General features: G+C 67.2%; 20 protein-coding genes. 8 read left to right on the top strand and 12 right to left on the bottom strand.

What is annotated here, in order from left to right; genetic code table 11:
• Window positions 1–12 precede the first annotated feature (12 nt).
• Complete coding sequence (locus ACJH5R_RS09230; RefSeq protein ID WP_406757779.1) at window positions 13–831, bottom strand: NAD(P)-dependent oxidoreductase; 819 nt, start codon at window positions 829–831, stop codon at window positions 13–15.
• Between the two features lie 125 nt (window positions 832–956).
• Between ACJH5R_RS09230 and ACJH5R_RS09225 the strand changes: the two genes are divergently transcribed.
• From ACJH5R_RS09225 to ACJH5R_RS09215, 3 genes are all read left to right on the top strand, one after another.
• On the top strand, window positions 957–1742 hold the full coding sequence (locus ACJH5R_RS09225; RefSeq protein ID WP_406757780.1) for an SDR family oxidoreductase: 786 nt from the start codon (window positions 957–959) through the stop codon (window positions 1740–1742).
• Window positions 1743–1765: 23 nt separating this feature from the next.
• On the top strand, window positions 1766–3046 hold the full coding sequence (locus ACJH5R_RS09220; RefSeq protein ID WP_406781791.1) for a cytochrome P450: 1281 nt from the start codon (window positions 1766–1768) through the stop codon (window positions 3044–3046).
• Between the two features lie 74 nt (window positions 3047–3120).
• A complete protein-coding gene (locus ACJH5R_RS09215) occupies window positions 3121–4332 on the top strand; it encodes a cytochrome P450 (RefSeq protein WP_406781790.1) in 1212 nt (403 codons plus the stop codon).
• 4 nt (window positions 4333–4336) lie between these two features.
• Here ACJH5R_RS09215 and ACJH5R_RS09210 read toward each other — a convergent pair whose 3' ends face one another.
• Window positions 4337–5872, bottom strand: a complete 1536-nt coding sequence (locus ACJH5R_RS09210; RefSeq protein WP_406781789.1) for an aldehyde dehydrogenase family protein — start codon at window positions 5870–5872, stop codon at window positions 4337–4339.
• Between the two features lie 104 nt (window positions 5873–5976).
• Between ACJH5R_RS09210 and ACJH5R_RS09205 the strand changes: the two genes are divergently transcribed.
• The 4 genes from ACJH5R_RS09205 to ACJH5R_RS09190 all read left to right on the top strand — a co-directional run bounded on the left by ACJH5R_RS09205 (window position 5977) and on the right by ACJH5R_RS09190 (window position 10202).
• Window positions 5977–7305, top strand: coding sequence for a CaiB/BaiF CoA transferase family protein (locus tag ACJH5R_RS09205; protein ID WP_406781851.1), 1329 nt, complete (start codon window positions 5977–5979; stop codon window positions 7303–7305).
• 75 nt (window positions 7306–7380) lie between these two features.
• A complete protein-coding gene (locus ACJH5R_RS09200) occupies window positions 7381–7794 on the top strand; it encodes a Zn-ribbon domain-containing OB-fold protein (protein WP_406781788.1) in 414 nt (137 codons plus the stop codon).
• 14 nt (window positions 7795–7808) lie between these two features.
• Window positions 7809–8957 (top strand): thiolase family protein, encoded by a 1149-nt coding sequence (locus ACJH5R_RS09195; RefSeq protein WP_406781787.1) that lies wholly within the window; start codon window positions 7809–7811, stop codon window positions 8955–8957.
• Window positions 8958–8972: 15 nt separating this feature from the next.
• Window positions 8973–10202, top strand: coding sequence for an amidohydrolase family protein (locus tag ACJH5R_RS09190; RefSeq protein ID WP_406757786.1), 1230 nt, complete (start codon window positions 8973–8975; stop codon window positions 10200–10202).
• A 68-nt stretch (window positions 10203–10270) separates the two neighbouring features.
• Here the strand turns inward: ACJH5R_RS09190 and ACJH5R_RS09185 are convergent, their stop codons facing one another.
• From ACJH5R_RS09185 to ACJH5R_RS09150, 8 genes are all read right to left on the bottom strand, one after another.
• The gene (locus tag ACJH5R_RS09185) at window positions 10271–11029 is read right to left on the bottom strand and encodes an SDR family NAD(P)-dependent oxidoreductase (RefSeq protein ID WP_406757787.1); all 759 of its coding nucleotides are present in this window, start codon (window positions 11027–11029) and stop codon (window positions 10271–10273) included.
• A gap of 131 nt (window positions 11030–11160) precedes the next feature.
• Window positions 11161–11649, bottom strand: a complete 489-nt coding sequence (locus tag ACJH5R_RS09180) for a nuclear transport factor 2 family protein (protein WP_406757788.1) — start codon at window positions 11647–11649, stop codon at window positions 11161–11163.
• A complete protein-coding gene (locus tag ACJH5R_RS09175; RefSeq protein WP_406757789.1) occupies window positions 11642–12064 on the bottom strand; it encodes a Zn-ribbon domain-containing OB-fold protein in 423 nt (140 codons plus the stop codon). The genes ACJH5R_RS09180 and ACJH5R_RS09175 overlap by 8 nt, the downstream gene beginning before the upstream one ends.
• 5 nt (window positions 12065–12069) lie before the next feature.
• On the bottom strand, window positions 12070–13278 hold the full coding sequence (locus tag ACJH5R_RS09170) for a thiolase family protein (protein WP_406757790.1): 1209 nt from the start codon (window positions 13276–13278) through the stop codon (window positions 12070–12072).
• Window positions 13279–13294: 16 nt separating this feature from the next.
• Window positions 13295–15514 carry an acyl-CoA dehydrogenase gene (locus ACJH5R_RS09165; RefSeq protein ID WP_406757791.1) on the bottom strand — a complete coding sequence of 740 codons (2220 nt, stop codon included), beginning with the start codon at window positions 15512–15514 and terminating at the stop codon, window positions 13295–13297.
• Window positions 15511–16425 (bottom strand): IclR family transcriptional regulator, encoded by a 915-nt coding sequence (locus ACJH5R_RS09160; RefSeq protein ID WP_406757792.1) that lies wholly within the window; start codon window positions 16423–16425, stop codon window positions 15511–15513. Before ACJH5R_RS09160 ends, ACJH5R_RS09165 begins: the two co-directional genes overlap by 4 nt.
• A 50-nt stretch (window positions 16426–16475) precedes the next feature.
• Complete coding sequence (locus ACJH5R_RS09155) at window positions 16476–17300, bottom strand: SDR family oxidoreductase (protein ID WP_406757793.1); 825 nt, start codon at window positions 17298–17300, stop codon at window positions 16476–16478.
• A gap of 4 nt (window positions 17301–17304) precedes the next feature.
• Window positions 17305–18567, bottom strand: a complete 1263-nt coding sequence (locus ACJH5R_RS09150; protein WP_406757794.1) for an amidohydrolase family protein — start codon at window positions 18565–18567, stop codon at window positions 17305–17307.
• A gap of 25 nt (window positions 18568–18592) precedes the next feature.
• Between ACJH5R_RS09150 and ACJH5R_RS09145 the strand changes: the two genes are divergently transcribed.
• Window positions 18593–19411 carry an AraC family transcriptional regulator gene (locus ACJH5R_RS09145; RefSeq protein WP_406757795.1) on the top strand — a complete coding sequence of 273 codons (819 nt, stop codon included), beginning with the start codon at window positions 18593–18595 and terminating at the stop codon, window positions 19409–19411.
• A 64-nt stretch (window positions 19412–19475) separates the two neighbouring features.
• Here ACJH5R_RS09145 and ACJH5R_RS09140 read toward each other — a convergent pair whose 3' ends face one another.
• Complete coding sequence (locus ACJH5R_RS09140) at window positions 19476–20654, bottom strand: acyl-CoA dehydrogenase family protein (protein WP_406757796.1); 1179 nt, start codon at window positions 20652–20654, stop codon at window positions 19476–19478.
• Window positions 20655–20667: 13 nt separating this feature from the next.
• Window positions 20668–21753, bottom strand: coding sequence for an acyl-CoA dehydrogenase family protein (locus ACJH5R_RS09135; RefSeq protein WP_406757797.1), 1086 nt, complete (start codon window positions 21751–21753; stop codon window positions 20668–20670).

Here is a 21753-nt window from a genome sequence, read left to right as displayed (position 1 = left end):
CCAGCTCGGCCGTCACGACAGGTCCAGTGGCCCGTTCTCGGCCACGGTACGCAACTGGCCCAGTTCGACGCCACGATCCGCGGCGGCCTCGATGCAGGCCGCCACATCCTTGCGCATAAAGGGCGCAACGACTTTGGCGAAGCTATCCACACCACCGGCCGACTGCACATACCCCGCGGCCCGGCTGCCGCCGCTGCATTGCGACAGTGCCTCGAACAAGCTGGTGTCGCGCACTCCGAGGCTCTTGCCCAGCTCGACCGCGGCGGCGACCAGTTGCGCATTGGCGGCGAACAGCACGTTGTTGATCAGCTTGAGGTTGAGCGCGGTGCCCAGCCCCCCGGTGGTGATCACCGGATCGGCATAGGACGCCAGCACCGGCTGCGCACGGGCCACCGCGTCGTCGGGGCCGCCGAGCAGCACGGTCAGCCTGCCGGCCTCGATGTCATGAGCGCCGCCGCTCACGGGAGCGTCCACCAGCACCGGGCCGTGCGGGAACTCCGCCGCCAATTTGGTCAAAGTGCTCACGGTCCCGGTGGTGTGGGAAACCACGACTGTGCTGGAGTCGGCATGGGCAAGCAAGCCGTCGGCGCCGGTGGCGACATCGAGCAGTTGGGCGTCGGAGAACAGGCAGCTGATCACGACGCCGGCATTGCGGGCGGCCGCGGCGACCGACTCGACCGGCACGGCACCGACGTCGGCGAGCCGCTGGCGCACCTCGGGCCGGCGCGCGTACACCTGCACGCGATAGCCGGCGGCTACCAGGCGCGCGACCATCGGTTCGCCCATCTTGCCGGCTCCCACGAACCCGACGACCTGGCCCGTTGCGCTCATTCTCGGCTCCTCAAGGCAGCTTTCGGCTATCCGGTAAGGGCAACCGTAGCATTGTCCGCACGCGCCGAATTCGTTACAGTCGTGCTTACTGTCGACTTTTCGGGTACACCAGAAGGCTGGCGAGGATGACCAACCCGCAGCGCAAGGTCGTGGTCGTGGGCGCGGGGTCGGGAATCGGCGCCGCCACCGCCGCGCACTTCTACGAGCGCGGAGATTTCGTTCTCGCCGTCGACGTGCGCGCCCACCACACGCCGGCGTCGCAACACGCCTGCTGCGACCTGCGGGATCCGGCAGCCATCGCTGAGTTCACCGCCGGAATCGGCGACGGCTGGGACCTACTGGCCCACGTCGCCGGCCTACCGGGCACCGCATCGACTGCCGACGTACTCACGGTGAACTACCTGGGTATGCGCCTGATGACCGAGGGCCTGCTACCGCGGCTTCGTCGCGGCGGGTCGGTGGTCGCGGTGGCATCGACGGCGGCACTCGGATGGGAGCAGCGCATCCCGGCGCTCAACGACCTACTCGAAGCGACGGACGCGCAGGCCGTCCTGCGCTGGCAGGCCGGCCAGGACCCGACCTACCCGGTCTACAGCACCTCCAAGCAGGCGATGATCCTGTACGCCAAGCGGCGAGCCGCAACGGCCCACGCCGAGTACGGCGTACGGATCAACACGGTGAGCCCGGGCCCGGTCGAAACGCCGATCCTGCCCGACTTCGAGCAGTCGATGGGCAAACAGCTGCTCGACACCGTACGCGCCACCGTCGGCCGGCATGCCGGCGTCGACGACATCGTGCCGGTGATCGACTTCCTGGGCTCCCCCGCCGCCGGATGGATCACCGGCCAGGACGTTCTCGTCGACGGCGGGTTCATCACCTCGATCACCGCCGGCACCCCCATCACCGCGTAGGGCCAACGCCCCGAGAGGAAACCATGACCCTGGATTCGTCACCGACCACACCGGTATCGCCGCACCCCTACCATCGCCTGGACATCTCCGAAACCGAGTTCTGGGGCAAGGACTTCCGGACCCGGGACGAGACGTTCGCGACGCTGCGCGGCGAACCGGGGCTGACCTGGCACCGGCCCATAGACGCGGTGTTCCCCCACCAGGAGACCGGATACTGGGCGGCGACCCGCCATGCCGACGTCAAGTTCATCAGCCAGCATGAAGAGCTGTTCTGTTCCAGCGAAGGCGTCAGCGTCGACCCGATGCCGGCCGAGATCCAGCGCAACATGACGTTCTTCCTGGCGATGGACCCACCCGATCACACTCGGTACCGCAAGCTCATCAGTTCGGGATTCACCCCGCGGCAGGTCCGGCGCATCGAGGATCAGATCAAGGCCAACTCCCGCATCATCGTCGACGACCTGTTGACCCAGTTGCGCACCGGCGACCAGATCGACTTCGTCGCAAGCTGTTCGGGCCAACTGCCGATGCGCACGGTCTCGGACATGATCGGCATCGACCCGGCCGACCAGCAGAAGGTCGCCTACGCCGCCGAATGCCTGTTCAGTGGCAGCGACGACGAGTACGCCTCACTGGAGGAGCGGGCCGTGCACGTCATGACGCAGCTGGGCGTGCTGGCCGGCTCCGGCGTCGAGCTGGCACAGCGCCGCCGCGCCGAACCGCACGATGACCTGATGACCGAGTTGGTCAATGCCGAAGTCGACGGCCACCGCCTCACCGATTCCGAGCTCGGCTCATTCATGGTGCTGCTGGGCTCTGCGGGCAACGACACCACCAAGCAGGCCACCACGCACGCCTTCAAGGCCCTGATCGAACATCCTGAGCAGCGCGCCTGGCTGCTGGCCGATTACGACAATCGGATCGGCGGGGCGGTCGAGGAGTTCGTGCGATGGGCGACACCGGTACTCGCCTTCGCCCGTCACGCGGTGGTGGACACCGAGGTCGCCGGGACCGAGATCAAGGCCGGCGAGAAGGTGGCGCTGTACTACTGCTCGGCAAACCGCGACGAGTCGGTGTTCGACCGGCCGCATGAGTTCGACCTCACCCGCGCCACCAACCCGCACCTGGGCTTCGGCGGCGGCGGCGCGCACTACTGCCTGGGCACCCACGTCGCTCGGATGGAGCTGCGTCACCTGTTCTACGAGCTGCTCACCCGGCTGCCGGAAGTCATGATCGGCGAGCCGGAATACCTGCAGAGCACCTTCGTGCACGGCATCAAGCGGATGCCGATCAGCCTGGCCTGACGCTGGCGCAACACGCGCCCAGTGATTTACTGTAAGTATTACAGTATATAGCTACACCCGACGGGAGATCAGCCGTGGAGAGTCAGGTCGACGACATCACTGCCGCACTCGACAAGCCGGCCGACTACCTGAAGAACCCCTATCCGTATTTCCGGAGCAAGCGAGAAGGACTCGGAGTCTTCCCCGGAACGGTCATGGACTATTCCAAGACTCCGGCATCGCTTCGGCCCAAGACCCAATTCGCCGCGGTCTCCTTCGAGGCCGTGAATCAGGTTTTCCGCGAGGCGGATTCCTTCAACTCGCACATCTACGACGTCACCATCGGGCTGTTCATCGGACCGACGATCCTGGCGATGGAGGGCGAGCCACACCGCAAGCATCGCAATCTGGTCTCGGCGGCCTTCAAACGGAAATCACTGGTGCACTGGGAGCCGGAGGTGGTCCGGCCGGTCTGCAACGCCCTGATCGACGAGTTCATCGGCGGCGGTACCACCGATCTGGTGTCCGGCTTCACCTTCGAGTTCCCCACCCGAGTCATCGCCAAGCTGTTGGGCTTGCCCGAAGAGGACCTGCCCTGGTTCCGCCAGCGGGCGATCGAGCTGATCAGCTACACCGTCAACTACGAGCGGGCGTTTGCCGCTTCAGCGGAATTGAAGGACTACTTCCTGGCCCAGATGGCCAAACGCAAGTCCCAGCCGACCGAAGACATCATCGGCGACCTGGTCACCGCGGAGGTCGATGGCGAAAAGCTCACCGACGAAGCGATCTTCTCGTTTCTACGCCTGCTGCTGCCGGCCGGCCTGGAGACCACCTACCGGGCCACCAGCAACCTGCTGTATCTGCTGCTCACCCATCCCGAACAGTTCGCGGCGGTGCGCGCCGACCACGATCTGATCGGCGCCGCGATCGAGGAGGGGCTGCGCTACGAGACGCCGCTGACCACGGTGCAGCGCACCGCCATCCGCGACACCGACGTGGCCGGCGTCGAAGTCCCCGCCGGCGCCGTCGTCGACGTCTGCATCGGGTCGGCGAACCGCGACGAGGCCCGGTGGGAGCGGCCGGAGGAATTCGACATCTTCCGCAAGTGGATTCCGCACATCACATTCGCCGCAGGCGAGCACACCTGCATGGGCCTGCATCTGGCCCGCATGGAGATGCGCGTCGCGATGGAATCCCTGCTGGAACGCCTCGACGAGATCACCCTGGTGACCGACGCTAACCCGCATATCTACGGGCAGCCGTTTCGCTCCCCGCGGTCGCTGCCGGTGACCTTCACCGAGAAGTGACGGCTTACGCCCCACGCGGTTTGCGGTAGCCGATTGTCTTGGTCTCCAAGTACTGCGAGAACCCCTCGATCCCGCACTGCCGGCCCCAGCCGCTGCTCTTGTAGCCGCCGAACGGCGCGTCGGCTCCGTAGTACATGCCGCCGTTGACGCCGACCGCGCCGGTCCGGATCCGGCGAGCCACAGCCAGTGCCCGCTCGTTCGATGCCGAGACCACGGCGCCGGCCAGCCCGTAGGCACTGTCGTTGGCGATGCGCACCGCCTCGTCGTCGTCACCGAACGGCAGCATCACCACCACCGGCCCGAACACTTCCTCCCTAGCGATGGCGGCGCTGTTGTCGACCCCGACGATCACCGTCGGCTGCACGTAGTGCCCGCCCGCCAGCTCGTCCGGAAGGCCGTTGACTTCGCCTCCGCCGGTGGTGATCTCGGCCCCGTCGCGCCGGGCCTGGGCGTAGGCGTCGAGCACTCGCTGCTTCTGTGCGGCGCTGATCAGCGGGCCGACCAGGGTCTGCGGCAGCGCCGGATCGCCCACGGTCACTGCCGCGAAGGCCGCGGTGACAGCGGCGACCAACTCGTCGAACATACTGGTGTGCACCAGCATCCGGGTAGTGGCCGCGCAGGCCTGCCCGGCGTGCACGCACACCCCTACCGCACCGGGGATCACCTTGGCCGGGTCGGCGTCGTCCAGCACGATCAGCGCCGACTTTCCGCCCAGCTCCAGGAAGGTCCGCTTCATGGTGTCGGCGCTGCTGCGGGCCAGCAGCTTGCCGACCGTGGTCGATCCGGTGAAGGAGATCATGTCGACCCGAGGGTCGGTGCCCAGCAGTCCGGCAACCTCGTTGGACGGCGTGGGCACCACGTTGACCACCCCGGCCGGGATGTCGGTGTGCTCAGCGACCAGGCGCCCCAGCCGGGTGGCGTTCCACGGGGTGTTCGGGTCGGGCTTGAGCACCACGGTGTTGCCGGCCGCCAGGGCCGGTCCCAGCTTGTTGAGGATCACCTCGATGGGAAAGTTGGACGGCGTGATCGCCGCGACCACACCGACCGGCTCCTTGACGACGGTGCGGACGTTGCGGTCACCGAACAGTCCGCCGCCGTCGAGTCGGCGCTCCCACTCGAATTCGTCGATCAACCGTCCCGGGTAGCGCAGCCCAGCTACGAGCGGCCAATCCAGCTGTGCCAGTTGGGTCGTCATCACCGGGCAGCCGACCTCGGCGATCAGCTCGGTGCGCAGCTCTTCCTTCTCCGCCTCCAGCGCCGACTGCAGTTGCGCCAGGCAGCGCTTGCGCAGTTCGCGGTTGGTCGACCAATCGGTGTCATCGAAAGCACGGCGGGCCGCGGCGATAGCCTGGTTCATGTCGTTCGCGCCGGCGGCCGCCGTGGTTCCCAACAGCCGGCCGGTGGCCGGGCTGAGGTTGTCGAACTGGGCGCCCGAGGCCGCTGCCACCAGTTTGCCGTCGATCAGCAGGCGCGACTCCGCCACCACAGCAGCCCGTTCGCCGATCTCAACGCTGCTGGTCTGCCGTCCGATGTCTCTCACCTCGCCCCTTTCGGATGCCCAACCGTAACCATTACAGTAGAATACTTCAATTGGTTCTCGAGGGGTTCACACGGCGGCAGGAGCGCGCTGAGTTGATCAAAGTCATGGACGGCTTCCGGGTGCTGGAAGTCGCGCAGTTCACCTTCGTGCCCGCGGCCGGCGCGATCCTTGCCGACTGGGGCGCCGACGTGATCAAGGTCGAGCACCCGGTGCGCGGTGACACCCAGCGCGGGTTCATCCGGATGGGCGGTTTCGAGCTCAACCCCGACCGGCATCCGCTGATCGAGCACCCCAACCGGGGCAAGCGCAGCGTCGGCATCGATATATCGACTTCCGGTGGGCAGCAGGTCCTTTACGAACTGGCGGCAACGGCGGACGTGTTCTTGACGAACTATCTGCCGCGCGCGCGGCAGAAGAACAAGTTCGACGTCGAGCACATCCGCGCCGCCAACCCCAACATCGTTTACGCCCGCGGCAGTGCCTACGGCGACAAGGGCCCCGAGCGCGACATCGGCGGCTTCGACGGCACCGCGTTCTGGACCCGCAGCGGGATAGGCCACGCGCTGAGTCCCGAGGAACTCGGGGCGCCGCTGCCCCAGGGCATCCCCGCGTTCGGCGACTCCGTCGGTGGGATGAACATCGCCGGCGGGATCGCCGCCGCGCTGCTGCACCGCGAGCGCACCGGCGAGGCGCTTGAGGTCGACGTGTCATTGCTGTCCACCGCATGGTGGGCGGCCGGTGCCAGCGTGACACAGGGCATGGACACCGGCGAGACCATGCGGGCGATGATGCCGGAATCCGGCGGTTCAGCGAGGCTCGACGAAGGAGAGGCGAAGCTGGGACCGGCGCGCAGGCCGAGCGGTTCAGCGAGGCTCGACGAAGGAGAGGCGAAGCTGGGACCGGCGCGCAGGCCGAGCGGCTCCCCCGCGAACCCGTTCCTGGGCAACTACACGACCTCCGACGGCGGCACCATCAATCTGTGCATCGTCAGCCCGACCGGCTACATCCGGGACACCTTCGAGCACCTGGGGATTCCCGAGGCGGCCGACGACCCGCGCTTCGCCGAGGTCCTGCCGCTGATGCAGAACGCCGAGGCGGCCGGCGCACTGATCGTTGCCGCGATCGGCGCCAAGCCGTTCGAGTACTGGCGCCAACACCTCAAGACCATGAAGGGTCAATGGGCGCCGTTCCAGAGCCTGGTCGATCTGGGCTCCGACGAGCAGGCCATCGCCAACGACATGATCACCGAGGTCGAACCCAGTGACGGCGGACCGCCGTTCAAGGTGGTCCGCGGCCCGGTTCAGTTCAACCACGAGCCGCTGGAGACCACGCGTGCTCCACAGGCCTCCGAGCACACCGAGATCGTCCTGATGGAGCTCGGGATGGATTGGGACCGCATCGAAAAGCTCAAAGAATCGGGCGATATCGCCTAACCATCGTTGAGTCTGCGGCCACGGCGCTGCCTACTCGACCTTTTCCGCCACCAACGCAGAGTCAACGGAGGACCGATGCAGAAAGCGCTAGCACCCGACATTTCGACATGGCCGGAGGCGAGCCCTCAGCTGATCGGCAGCCGCTGCGGCGCCTGTGCTGCCACGGTGTTCCCGGCCCAGCCGCGCTGCCCGAGTTGCAGCGGCGACCAGATGAGCCAGGAGCTGCTGCCGCGCACCGGAACCCTGGCGGCCTGGACCACTCAGGGCTTTCCGCCCGGGGCGCCGTATCTGGGTCCCACCGGTACGGACTTCGTACCGTTCGGTGTCGGTCTGGTGCAGCTGGGCGACGTCATCCGGGTCGAAGGTCGCCTTACCGAGAACGATCCGGACAAGCTGGAATTCGGCATGCCGGTGGAGCTGGTCATGATTCCGTTCACCTCCGACGCCGACGGCAACGAGGTCATCACCTTCGCCTTCCGGCCGGTATAGGAGACCGCGATCCCATGACTCATGACGTAGCGATCATCGGTGTCGGCCTGCACCCGTTCGGCCGATTCGAGGGCAAGTCCGCGATGGCGATGGGAGTCGACGCCATCTTCGCCGCGGTGGCCGACGCCGGCGTGGACTGGAAGGACATCGGGGCCGCGACCGGCGGCAGCTGGACGGTGGCCAACCCCGACGCCATCGTCGGGATGGTCGGGCTGTCGGGCATCCCGTTCACCAACGTGTTCAACGCGTGCGCCACCGCAGCCAGTGCGGCCAAGGTCTGCGCGGACGGCATCCGGCTGGGTGACTACGACATCGGCATCGCCGTCGGCCTGGACAAACACCCGCGCGGCGCGTTCACCGAAGACCCGGCTCTGGTGGGGATGCCGCGGTGGTACGCCGAGAACGGCCAATACCTGACCACCCAGTTCTTCGGCATGAAGGCCAATCGCTACCTACACGATCACGGCATCTCCCGGCAGACGTTGGCCAAGGTCGCGGCGAAGAACTTCCGCAACGGCGCGCTGAACCCGAATGCGTTCCGGCGCAAGCCGATCTCCGAGGAGGACATCCTGGGCTCGGCGATGCTGAACTACCCGTTGACCCAGTACATGTTCTGCGCACCCGACGAGGGCGCGGCGGCGGTGGTCATGTGCCGCGCCGACATCGCCCACCGCTACACCGATAGGCCGGTATACCTGCGGGCGGTGGAGGTCCGCACCCGGCGCTACGGCGCCTACGAGGTGAACACCACCTTCGCCCCGGTCACCGAAGACGTGGCGCCCACGGTGTACGCCGCCCGCGATGCCTTCGAAAAGGCCGGTGTCGCACCCGAAGACGTCGACGTCATTCAGTTGCAGGACACCGATGCCGGCGCCGAGATCATCCACATGGCCGAGTGCGGCTTCTGCGCCGACGGCGACCAGGAGAAGCTGCTGGCCGACGGGGCAACCGAGATCACCGGGTCATTGCCGGTCAACACCGACGGCGGGCTGATCGCCAACGGCGAGCCGATCGGGGCGTCGGGACTGCGTCAGATCCACGAGCTGGTGCGCCAGCTGCGCGGTGAGGCCGGTAACCGCCAGGTGCCCGGACAACCCAAGGTGGGTTTCGCTCAGCTCTACGGCGCGCCGGGCACAGCAGCAGCAACCATCCTGACCCGCTAGCGACCAGGAGAAATCATGAGCCAATTCCGAGACGCACCGATCTTCGATGCCGACCAACACATGTACGAGACCCCCGATTCACTGACCAAGTACCTACCGGAGAAGTACTCGCGGGCGGTGCAATTCGCCCAGATCGGCCGCCAGACCCGGATCATCATCAACGGCAAGGTCAGCGACTTCATCCCCAACCCCACCTTCGAGCGGGTCGCCGCGCCGGGCGCACATGAGAGGTTCTTCGCCGGGGAGAACAACGAGGGCCTGACCCTGCGCGAGATGCAGGGCCCGGCCATCGAGGCGCCGGCGGCCACCCGCAACCCCGCCGACCGGGTCGCCGAACTGGACCGCCAGGGCGTCACCGAAGCGTTGAACTACCCCACCCTGGCCAGCCTGGTTGAGCATTCCAGTGCCGACGACCCGGAGCTGACCCTGGCAATCATTCACGCGCTGAACCAGTGGATGGCCGAGCACTGGACCTATGACTACCACGGCCGGGTGTTCTCCACGCCGATCATCAACCTGTCCGAGGTCGAGGGCGCCCAGCGAGAACTGGAGTACATCCTGGACCAGGGCGCCGCGGTGGCCCTGATCAAACCTGGCCCGGTCAACGGCATCCGTGGCTGGCGCTCCCCGGCACTGCCGGAGTTCGACCCGTTCTGGCGTGACGTGCAGGCCGCGGGCCTGCCCATCGTGCTGCACGCCAGCTTCCCCCCGCTCGACGACTATGTCGGTCGGTGGGAACCGCCGTACACGCAGAATTTCATGACACAGAGCGCCTTCCGCTGGATGGTGTTGGGCCACCGGGAGATCGCCGACATGATCACCGCGCTGATCTGCCACGGCACCCTGACCCGGTTCCCCAAGCTGCGCATCGCCAGCGTCGAGAACGGCAGCTCCTGGATTCGGCCACTCTTCGATGACTTCGGCGACCTCTACAAGAAGATGCCGCAGAACTTCCCGGAGCATCCGCACGAGGTGTTCCGGCGCAACATCTGGGTCAGCCCGTTCTGGGAAGGGTGCATCTCCGATGTGGTGGGCACCGTCGGCTGGGACAAGGTGCTGTTCGGCTCGGACTATCCGCATCCCGAGGGGCTGGCCGAGCCGAAGGGATTCTGGAAGTACGCCGAGGGGATGGACGTCCGGCGCACCTATGACTTCATGGGCGACAACGCCCGCCGGTTCATGGGACGACCCATCGCGAACCCCGATCCCGCCGCGCTCAAGCCACCGGCATTCGCCGACGCCTAACGTTGACTCTGCGGTCAGGGCTGCGACACACCGCAATTCACCGCCCTGACCGCAGAGTCAACGCAGTGTCACTTCGGTGCGAAGCGCTGGCCGGCATCCAGGCGGATGCACTGGCCGTTGAGCATCGGATTCTCGACAATGGCGGCCGCCAGCTTGGCGTACTCCTCGGGCCGGCCGAGGCGCTTCGGGAACGCCGCATCCTTGGTCAGCACGGCGGCGAACTCGTCGGGGATGCCCTCGGTGAGGCCGGTGGCGAACAGGCTGGGCGCGATCGCCAGCACCCGGACGCCGACGCCGCCCAGATCGCGGGCCATCGTCAGGCACATTCCGGCGATCGCGGCCTTGGATGCCGTGTAGGCGACCTGCCCGATCTGGCCTTCGAACGCCGCGATCGAGGACGTATTGATGATCACGCCGCGCTCGTCGTCTTCGGGCTCATTGGTGCTCATGTGCCAGGCAGCGAGCCGGCTGACGTTGAAGGTCCCGACGACATTGAGATCCTGGGTGCTGCGAAACGCCTCCAGGTCGTGCGGTCCGTCCCGTTTGATCGTTCGTTGACCGATACCGCCACCTGCTGTGGTGACCGCAATGTGTAGCCCGCCCAACGCCTCGACCGCTTCGTTCAACACCCGCTCGGTGCCGGCGAAATCGGTGACGTCGGCTTCGAAGAACTGCCCGCCGATCGACTCGGCCACTTCCTTACCTTTGGACTGCGGCCGATCCAAGACCGCTACTTGGGCACCGCGTTTGGCCAACAGCTCCGCTGTCGCCTTACCGAACCCCGATGCGCCACCAACGATGATCGCGCGCTTGTTCTCGATCTCCACGAACACTCCCCTTGTTTGGACACGACGATCCGGGATCCGACCCGGTGCCTATACTATAGCTATTCCCGTAATACATTCAGTATGGCGTACAAGGGGCACGGCGATCGAGCTGGGGCAGCTGCGGCAGGCAGTCAGGTGATGAACCGGCCGGCGACCCTGGCCAGCACGGCGCGAACCCGCGGCGAGAGATAGACCGCGAACACCCCGTTGAAGATGTCCTCGCGCAGCCGGGTCAGCGTCGAGGTCTTGATCCGCCAGTCGCCGTCGACCTTTTCGTAGGTCTCGGTGTAGTGGCCGTAGCCGCGCAGGTTGACGCCGGGGCCGAACCGCACCACGTCCTCCAGCGCCCACACCCCGTGCGCCGAGGTCGGCGAGTCCAGCTCGATGTCGGGCGCGTGGACCTGGTGCACCGTGGGTTGATCTCGCAGGCTTTTGCGGGTGAAGGCCACGAATTCGTCGGCTCCGGTGACGACCTTGCCGCCCGCGCTCGAGGTGTCACTGACGAAGTCGTCGGTGAACAGGGCGCGCCAGGCCGCCCAGTCCTTGGTGTCCAGGTAGCGGCAGTAGCGGGACTTCAGGCGTTTGATCGCCTCGATCTGCGCCGCGGCGTCGTCAGCCACGAGCCGTCGCCGGTTCGTAGCGCAGCATCGTGACGTCGTGTTCGGGGTAGTCACAGAACACCGGCCGCACCCGCATTCCGACCGCCAGATCGGCGGGATCGGTGTTGACCAGTTCGGTCGAGAATCGGGGGCCCTCATCCCATTCGACGATCGCCAGCAGTTGCGGAACCGCGTCAGCGAAGTGTAGGCCGACCGGACGGCGGGCCACGGTGAAGGAGTACAGCGTGCCCATCCCGGAGATCTCGCGCCATTCCAGATCGTCGGCCAGGGTGCGCGGTGCGCGGACTCGGGGATAGAACACGTAGCGCTCGGACGACGGCGAGTATTGGATGACGATGCGGTGCTGCGCCAACGCATCCCAGAACGGTGCGGTGGTAGGGGTTTTGACCGGCATCGGCCGCTCGAAGCTCATCATCGCACTCAGTCCCCTTCCAGGATGAGGGTCGTCTGTTCCGACAGGATCCCGCCGTTGCCCGAGACGAAGGCCCGGTTGCAGTCGGCCACCTGCGCGGCCCCGGCCCGGCCCATGATCTGACGGGTGGCGTCGCAGACGTGGTGCATGCCACCGGCCAGGCCGGCCTGGCCGAATCCAAGCTGGCCGCCCGCGGTGTTGAGCGGGAAGTCGCCGCGGAAGGTCAGGTCGTGATCGGTGAGGAACTGCATGCCTTTGCCCTTCTCGCAGAACCCGGCATCCTCCAGCGACAGCAGCACAGTGATCGTGTAACAGTCGTAGATGGAGACCATGTCCATATCCGCGCGCGTCAGATCGGTCATGGCGAAGGCGGTGTCGGCGGCCTCGCGGATCGGAGTCGCCAGCAGGTCTGCGGCGTACGTCGGGGTCTTGAACGGCACGTGTTCGCCGAATCCCTTGATCCACACCGGGCGGTTGCGGGCCCGCTTGGCGAACTCGGCACTGGCGATCACCACCGCGGCACCGCCCACGCAGGGCATCACGATCTCGAGCATGTGCAGCGGATCGGCGATCACCGGGCTGGCCAGGACGTCCTCGACGGTCAGCGGGGTGTCTCGCCAGATCGCGCCGTCGGTGTGGTTGGCGTTGACGCGCTGGTCGACGACCAGTTTGGCCATCGCCCGTTCGTCGTAGCCGTAGACGGCGCCGTAGCGGGTGGCGACCTGCCCGTAGGGACCGTTCTGGCCGAGGTTGCCGTAGGGAATCTCGAACTCGGCTTGCGGAGAACCGTATTGGTTGCTCGATGAGCCGAAGAACATGGCGTCGACCAGCGGTTTAGGCTTACGTTCCGACATCGGGGTGATGTAGCGGGCCGGCAGCGCGCACAGCACGACGTCACAGATGCCGAGTTCGATCGCCGCCGCGGCCCGCCACACCATGGCCGCCGCACTGGCCCCGCCCAGATCCACGATCTCGGCGAACCGCGCTGGGACCCCCAGGTATTCGGCGATCGTGGACGGCACGAAGATCTCGGATTCGCCCAGGTGCGAGGTGACGATGCCGTTGACGAGTTCGCCCGAAAGACCCGCGTCGGCCAGCGCCGCGGCGCTCAACTCGGCCCACTGCTCCAGGGTGAACGGGGCCGGGGTGGCTTTGTTCATCCGTTCCGGCGGCAGCTCGACATAGCCGACGATCGCGGCGTCTCCACGTAGTCCCATGCGGGTGTCCTTCATCTCATTTGCGGGGCAGGCCGAGAATCATCTGCGCGATGATGTTCAGCTGAATTTCCTTGGTACCGCCGCCGATCAGCTCGGCCGGCGACAACAGATACGGCTCGACGACGGCCGGGTCGGAATCGGCGACCATCGCCAGTCGGCCGACGGTGGCCAATGTCGCGTGGAAGGTGCGGCGCAGCAGAACGTTCATCGCCACTTTTGCGATGCTCGACGACGCCCCGAATCCCTCGCCATCGAGCAGCCTGATGGTCTCGCGTACCCCGAGCGCCCTGATCGCATTGGCGTAGGCGTCGAGTTCGCCGAGTGCTCGCAGCGCGTCATCGCGTGATCGGCCCGGGACGGCGGCGATGGATCGCAGCGCGACGGCGCGGTCATTCTCGACGTAGCCGCTGATGGCAGTGCGCTCCTCGGCCATGGTGGCGATCGCCAGCTGCCAGCCCTCGGTGGGCTCCCCGAGCAGCATCTGGTCGGGAACGAAGACGTCGGCGAGGAACACTTCGTTGAATTCGGCTGCCCCGGTGGCCATCACGATCGGCTGGACCTCGATCCCGGCGGAGCGCATGTCCACGATGAAATAGCCGATACCGCGGTGTTTGGCCGCCGCGGGGTCGGTCCGGGCGAGCAGTGCGCCGTAGTCGGCGCGCTGCGCGGCCGACGTCCAGATCTTGTGGCCGTTGATGCGCCAACCGCCGTCGACCTTGACCGCGCGGGTGGTGAGCGACGCCAGGTCGGAGCCGGCCCCGGGCTCGGAGAACAGCTGGCACCAGGCGAGTTCGCCGCGCTGAGTCGGGGGAATCAGCCGCTGCTGCAGGGCATCCGGTGCTGCGCGTACCAGCGACGGCAGGATCCATTCGGCGATGCCCAGCGAGGGCCGGACCAGCCCGGGCCGCTTGGCGAACTCCTCGATGATGATCAGCTGCTGCAACGGGGAGGCATCCCGGCCCCACGGTGCGGGCCACTGCGGGGCGATCAGCCCAGCGTCGGCGATCAGCGTCCGCTGCGGTCCCGTCTCGAAGTGCGGGTAGTCGCCCTGGCGTCCCGGACCGTCGTTGTCCAGCACTTTAGCGGCGTCGAGAGTCGCGGCGACACCCGCCCGGAACTCGGCTTCGGCGCCGCCGAGGTCCACGGTGAAATCCCGCTGCTGCGCGACGGTCAGCTCGCCGAGCCGGCGCGCCCAGTCGGTGGCGGCGCCGATCGAAGCCGCGATGCTGGTGGCGCGGCGCCAATACAGGTGCAGATCGTGCTCCCAGGTGAATCCGATGGCACCGAACATCGTCAGGGTGTCGAACACGGTGTCCGGACATGGCGTGACCGCCGTCAGCGCCGCGGTGGCAGCGGCAATGCGCTGCTGATCGACCGTGTCGGTGACGGCGCGCAGCGCGTCCCAGGCAGCGGCGCAGGCCAATTCGGCGTTGACCAGCAACATGGCCGCCTGGTGTTGCAATGCCTGGAATGTTCCGATGCGGACGCCGAACTGCTCGCGGGTGTGCAGATGCGCGGTGGCCGCCTCGACGCACCACCCGGCGATGCCGGCGCACACCGCTGCGGCGAGACCGACGGCGAGGTACTCCGCGCGCTGGGTGTCGATCCCGATCAGGACGTCGTCGGCGCTCGCCCGGTGATCAGCCAGGGTGATCGTGGCCAGGTCGGTGAGCAGGTCGGTGCCGGCCACCGGCTGGATCGCCGCCCGGGCTGTGTCGACGACGGCCCAGAGGTCGGTTCCCTCCTCACCGCGGGCGCAGACCAGTGCGAGGCGGGCCGAGCGGGCGCCCGAGATCACCTCGGAGGCACCACTGATCAGCCAGCCGTCGTCGGCTCGTCGCGCGGTGAAGTCCGACTGCCCGGCAAGCACGACGGCTGCCGGCGCACCGGCGGCAAGAGCACGCAGATAGTCCGCCCGCGCCGGCGTGGCCTCGGCGAGCAGACCGACCGCGCCGGCGGTCACCGTCGGCAGCAGTGGACCCGGCAGAGACACCGTTCCCGCTGCCTCCAGGACGGCGGCGACGTCGAGCAGTCCGCCGCCCTGCCCGCCGTACTGTTCGGGCAGGTGGATCGCGTGAAACCCGTTGGCGACCAGGTCATCCCACCAGGGTGGCAATTCCCCGTCCGCCAGTGCGTCGAAGGCCTTACGGGTATCGGTCATCGGCGCGTGCCGGGCGGCGAACTGCCGCAGCGACTCTCCAAGCTGGCGTTGTTCGGCGCTGAGCGTCACGCTCACGAGCTCTCCTCATGTTCTCCACGTGCAGTCCACTGGGATTGGATACGCGCAGCGGTCTCGCGCACAGCGGCACCGAGATCGGCGACCTCCGCGGCGGTCAAGGCTGCGAACGGAGCGACCCCCACCGACATCGTCACCGTCCCGTCGATGTCGCGAACCGGAGCCGAGACACTGGCGATCGGATGCCGCTCGGTGCCGCCGAGTTCGTCGGGCAGGTAGTCGACCGCGGTGAGATCGGCGAAGGCCGTCGCCAGTCGCGCGGTGATCTCGTCAGGCTCGCCGTCGGCCGCCAGTGCCTGGAGCGCCGAGTACACCCGGACGTACTCACGGCTCATCCGGTCGATCGCGTAACCGCGCCGGCCGACCTCGTCGAGCACCGCGCCCAGCCGGCGCCGCAGCCGCGGCGACGGTGCGCCCAGTCCACTGAGCCATTCCTTCTTGACGTTCTCGCCCACCCCGGCAATGAACTCACGACCGAACGGGGCAACCAGCGGCATCCGGAATCCGGCTCCCAACTGCAGCCCGGCGATGGACTCCCCGACCGAATCGGTCACCACCACCGTCGCGCCCTGGCGGACGCCGAGGATCACCTGCCGGCCGACCGCGTCGAAAAGCCGCTGCAGCTCGGGACGGAACGCCTGCCGGTTGACCGGGCGGGCCAGCGCGGCCAGGGCCGGGCCCCAGGAATACCCGGCCGACTGGCGGTCCCGCACCAGCCATTGCCGGCCCGCCAGGGTGGCAAGAATCGCGTGGCAGGTGCCGTGACTGATGCCCAGAGTCTGCGAGATCTCCGAGAGAGAGAAATGCCTTTCCGGGTCGGCGGCCAGCAGCTCCAGGATCCGCATCACCCGCTCGGTCGGCGGCGACGAGACCGGGCGCGCCGTGCCGTCCCCGTCCATCGCTGCCGTCATACTTTCGAAAACTACGTCGAATAGTCGACGTGCGCAAATCTCGGCGGCCCTCAGCCGGCGGCCGCCACCCGCACTCGCTCCCGCACCGAAGCCACCACACCGCCGTCGTTGAGGATGTCGGTGCCGGTCAGATAGCCCGCCTTGGTGCTGACGCAGAACGCCAGCAGTTCAGCCATCTCTTCGGGCGTCCCCCAACGCGGGACTGCCGCGTCGGCGACCATCGCCCCCGCACCGGCCCGCTCCTCCAACCGGCCCATCTCGGTGTCCACCGAACCCGGAGAGACCGAGACGATGCGCAACCCTCGGCCGTTGAACCGTTCGGCCTGCGCGCTGGAGTACCAGCGCACGAAGGCCTTGCTCACCGCGTAGGCGAAACCCGAACGCACCTCCGGCGGAAGCGGTTCGCACACGGCGGCCATGGCCTGCGTGAAGCCGTGGACATCCTGCAGCGCCAAAGGAAACTGACCGGTGGGGATCACCTCGTCGGGCAGCAGGTGCGCGGCCATCGACGCCACGTTGACGATCGCCGCGCCCTCGGGTGCCGCACAAAAGAAGATCTCGTTGACGTTGACGGTGCCCACGGCATTGGTCCGCACGACGTAGGCGGCATCCCCCATGCTCGGGCTGACTCCGGCGGTGTGGATCACCGAGGTGACGGGCCCGATGCCGGCCGCGGTATCGAACAGCGCGGTGACCGCGTCGCGATCGGTGACGTCACAGTTGACGGTCGTGATGTCGAGGCCGGCTAAGGCGGCCCCCGCGCCGTCCAGCCGGTCTTGCCGGACATCGCAGAGCACGACCGGCTGCTCGCGACCGACGATCTTCGCGGTGGCCAGCCCCATCCCGCCGGCGCCGCCGGTGATCACCGAAACCATCGCGTCAGGCCTGCGCCAACTGCTTCTGCGCGTACCGCTGCGCCCATTCGGCCCGCGGCCGGATGGAGACGTCCACGTCGGTGGCCGTCGCCCGCAGCGCGCCTACCGTCGCCTGCGCACGCGCGGTGTGCGCGAACGGGTCCCAGCCGAAGAACCGGCAGGAGTTCTCCCAGGTGATCTTGTTGATGTCGGAGTCGTCGGCGCCGGCGGCCTCCAACTCGGCGAGCACCTGCTCGGGAGCGTCCGGCCAGAAGCAGTCCGAGTGCGGATAGTCGCATTCCCAGGCGATGATGTCGATGCCGATCTCGTGGCGCAGCTTCAACGACGTCTTGTCGGTGACGTAGCAGGCCAGCGAGTGCTCGCGGAACACCTCGGACGGCAGCTTGTCGCCGAAGTCGCGGCGCAGCCACTTCTGGTTGGTGTAGTGACGGTCGCTGCGGTCCAGGTAGAACGGGATCCAGCCGATACCGCCCTCGGAGAACGCGAATTTCAGGTCCGGGTAGTTGCGCATCGCCGGACCCCACAACAGATCCTGGGCGCACATCGCCGAAATCTGGGTGGCCAGGATGATCAGGTTGTCGATCGGGGCGCCCGGGGCCATGCTGATCGCCCCGAAGCCGGTGCCGATGTGCAGACACATCACCACCCCGGTCTCCGACAGCGTGCGGAACACCGGGCCCCAGTAGTCGTCGTCGTGGTAACTGGGCAGGCCCTCCAGGTGCGGCAGCTCGGGCATGGTGACCGCACGGCAGCCCTTGGCCGCCACCCGACGGATCTCGGCGCACATCGCCTCGGGGTTCCAGGTCGGCAGGATCGCGATCGGGATGAAGCGGCCCGGATAGGAATCGGCCCACTCGTCGATGTGCCAGTCGTTGTAGGCCGACACCATCACCAAGGTGACATGTTCGCGGGTCATGTTCAGATGCCGCGCGGAGAACCCGGTGAAGGTCGGGAAGCACATCGAGGCAAGGATGCCGTTGCGGTTCATGTCGCGGACCCGCTCGTGCACGTCGTAGACCCCGGGGCGCATCTCGGCGAAGCCGGCCGGGTCTCGGCCCCACTCCTCGGCCGGCCAGGACACCACCGCGTTGAGCCCGCTGACGCCTTGCGGGCGGCCCTGATACATCCACTGGTCGACGCCTTTTTCGTCGGTGACGACGATCGGCGCCTCCGCTTTGAACTTGGCCGGGACATGGTTGAGGAACATGTCGGGCGGCTCCACCACGTGGTCGTCGATGCTGACCAGGATCAAGTCGTCGATGTTCATGCCTTTACTAGTACCCTGGAAAACCGTGACCGTCTCCGCGCGATCGGCCATAGAGTTTGCAGAACCGGCCAACATCGATCTGCGTCGCGGCGGCCGTGCCCGGGCCGGCAGCTACCTCTACGAGGGGCAGCATCTGGTCACCGGGTGGCATTCCCACGACATGCACCAGATCGAGTACGCGGTCGGCGGCGTGGTCGAAGTCGAGACCGCCGCGGCGCACTATCTCCTGCCGCCGCAGCAGGCGGCCTGGATCCCGGCCGGCCTGGAGCATCAGGCCACCATGCGCCCGGAAGTCCGCACCGTCGCGGTCATGTTCGACCCCGAGTTGGTTCCGGTCGCCGGCGACCGGGCGCGCATCCTGACGGTCTCGCCGCTGATCCGGGAGATGATGCTGCATTCGGTGCGCTGGCCGATCGAGCGGGCCGACGGCGACGCCGTCTCCGACGACTTCTTCCGCACCCTGGGGCACCTTGTCTCCGACGCCCTGGACCACGAGGCGCCACTGAGCCTGCCGATCTCCGATCATCCGATCGTCGGCGCGGCCATGGCCTACACCAAGGCACACCTGGCCTCGGTGACCGTGGCTGAGGTGTGCCACGCCGTCGCCGTGTCCGAGCGCACCCTGCGCCGTCAGTTCGAAGCGGTGATCGGCATGTCGTGGCGGACCTACCTGCTCAACGCCCGGATGCTGCAGGCGATGGCACTGCTGGCCGCCCCGGATCAAGGCGTGCAGCAGACCGCTACCGCCGTCGGGTTCGACAGCCTGTCTGCCTTCACCCGAGCGTTCACCCGATTCGCCGGCGAGGCGCCGTCGAGCTACCACCGCCGGATCACGGCGGTTTAGCGAGGCTCGACGCAGGAGAGCCGAAGCTGGAACCGCCGCAGGATCACGGCGTCGTGACTACCAGCTACTTCACCAGCGGCGCAGAGTAATTCGGTTTGCCCAGACCCAACACGTATTGAGCGATCATGTTGCGGAACACCTCCAGGGTCCCGCCGTAGATGCCGACCAGTGGAGCGAACCGGAAGACGTAGTCGCTTGCCCCACCATCGATGGCACCGTCGGTGTCGATCGGCAGCGCCGATGCACTTCCGAGCAGGTCCATCAGGTCCGGCGAGACGTCGCGCATCGCCTGCGCCAGCGCCACCCGTCCGAAAATTGATGGCGCCGACAGCGACGCCTCCACCCGAGCTGCTGCCTTGCCCAGTCGGTAGGCCACCGAACGATCCGCGATGCTCCCCGACCGCCCGGCCACCTCGCCCGCCTTGTCGACTGCGACGGCCATGAAGTTCGCCTGGTGCATCATGATCGAGACGTCCTGCAATCCATCGGGATTGGCGTCCACCGCACCGTGTTCGACGTTGAGCGGCTCGCGCAGCACGGTCCACCCGCCATTGACCTCGCCGAGTCGGTATTTGTCGTCGACGCGGACATCGCTGTAATAGACGATGTTGGTACGGTCACCGTCGACGGTCCGCAGGCCCTGGATCTCGATGCCCGGAGTGTTCAACGGCACCAGGAACATGGTGAGGCTCTTGTGTTTCCGCGCGTCCGGATCGGTGTTGGTGATCAGGAAGACGTACTGGCAGTTGTGGGCTCCGGTGGTGAACATCTTGGAGCCATTAATAACCCAGCTAGATCCATCCGGCTCGCGCACCGCGCGGGTCTTGCAGGTTGCGACGTCGGAGCCGCCTTCGGGCTCGGTGTAGCCCAGGCAGAGCCGGATGTGGCCGCTGAAGACGCCGGGCAGAATCTCCTCGCACAACTCGGGCGAGCCGAAGGATGCGACGGAGCGGGCTACCATCGCCGTGGTTCCCCAGGTGACCCAGGGCACGTGGGCGCGGCGCTTCTCCAGTTCCCAGATGCGTCGGCGGACGCGGGGGAAGCCGCCATCGGCTTCGGTTTTCCACTCCGATTCCAGGTAACCGGCGGCACCCAGCGCCAGGTGGACGCCCTCGTCGAAGTTGTCCCCGGTCTCGCGGTCGCGGCGCTTGACGTCCTCAGTCACGTGGGTGGCCAGGAATGCGCGCACCTCGTCGCGGAAAGCCAAGTCATCGTCGGTCAGCTGCGGTTGTGAGAAGTCCATGATCGTTGGTGTCCTATTCGGCTGCGTAAGCGGCGGTTTCGCGGGCGGCTGTTTCACGAACGGCGACGAGCTCCCCTATGCGGCAGGCGGTGGCTCCGGGATCACCCCCGGCCAGTGGCCAGCCGCGGGCCCGAACCAGGTAGGCGGTGGCCGCGGCTTCGGCGGACACGCCCAGGCCGCCCTGGATGTGCACCGCCATGGTGGCGGCCTTGGCGGCCTCCTCTGCCATGAAGACGAAGGCCGAGGCCGCCAGCTCCGGACGCTCATCGGGCTCGTTGTCCATGAACCATCCGGCGCGGTAGGCCAGGTTGCGGCCGGAGGCGACCGTGATCGCCATATTCGCCAACGGATGCGAGATCGCCTGCAGGGTGCCGATCGGAACCCCGAGGGTGTAGCGGGTCTTGGCGAACTCCGCGGCGATGGTCATGGTCTGCTCCACCATCCCGACCAGCGCGGAGGCGGTCAGCAGTCGCCATTCATCCAGCGCCCGCTGATATTCCGCCAGCGCCTGAGGCCCGCTGGCCAGCACGGTCGCCGCGTCGGCGTCGGCCGGGTCGACCCAGGCCATCGGCAACCGACCGATATTGTCGACCCGAACCGGCCGGGTACCGAAGGAAAGTCGCACCACCGCATCACCCTCACGGACGATGATCGTGTCGGCGATCGATCCGGTCGGCAGCAGTCGGCGTCCGGCGGTGGCCTCCTGGTGCGGGTCGAACGCAATCAGACGAGTCCCGCTCACGATGTCGGCGGTGTCGTCCGCCTCCGGCGGCAAGCCTCCAAGCCGTTGCAGTAGCCGTGCCGCACAGACCTGGTCGATCCAGGGCACCGGCGCCAGCGATCGACCGATCTCCTCGGCGACCAACGCAAGGTCGACCAGGGTGGCACCGTCGCCGCCGACCGATTCCGGCAATGCCATGGTCGTGGCGCCCATCGCGCAGAGTCGCTCCCACAGGTTCTTGTCGAAGCCGGATTCCTCTGCGGCGCGCACCGTTTCGATCGGACAGTGCGTGGTGAAGAACTGCTTGTAGGCAGCCTGCAACGCTACGTGGTCCTCGGTCAGGCTGTAGTCCAGCCTGCGCAGTTCGAAGCGATCCAT

Origin of the sequence: Mycobacterium sp. SMC-19, from assembly GCF_045310815.1 — a bacterium.
Taxonomy (GTDB): Bacteria; Actinomycetota; Actinomycetes; order Mycobacteriales; family Mycobacteriaceae; genus Mycobacterium.
Note: the sequence above shows the minus strand (reverse complement) of the source record. Positions and strands in the feature narration are given on the sequence as shown.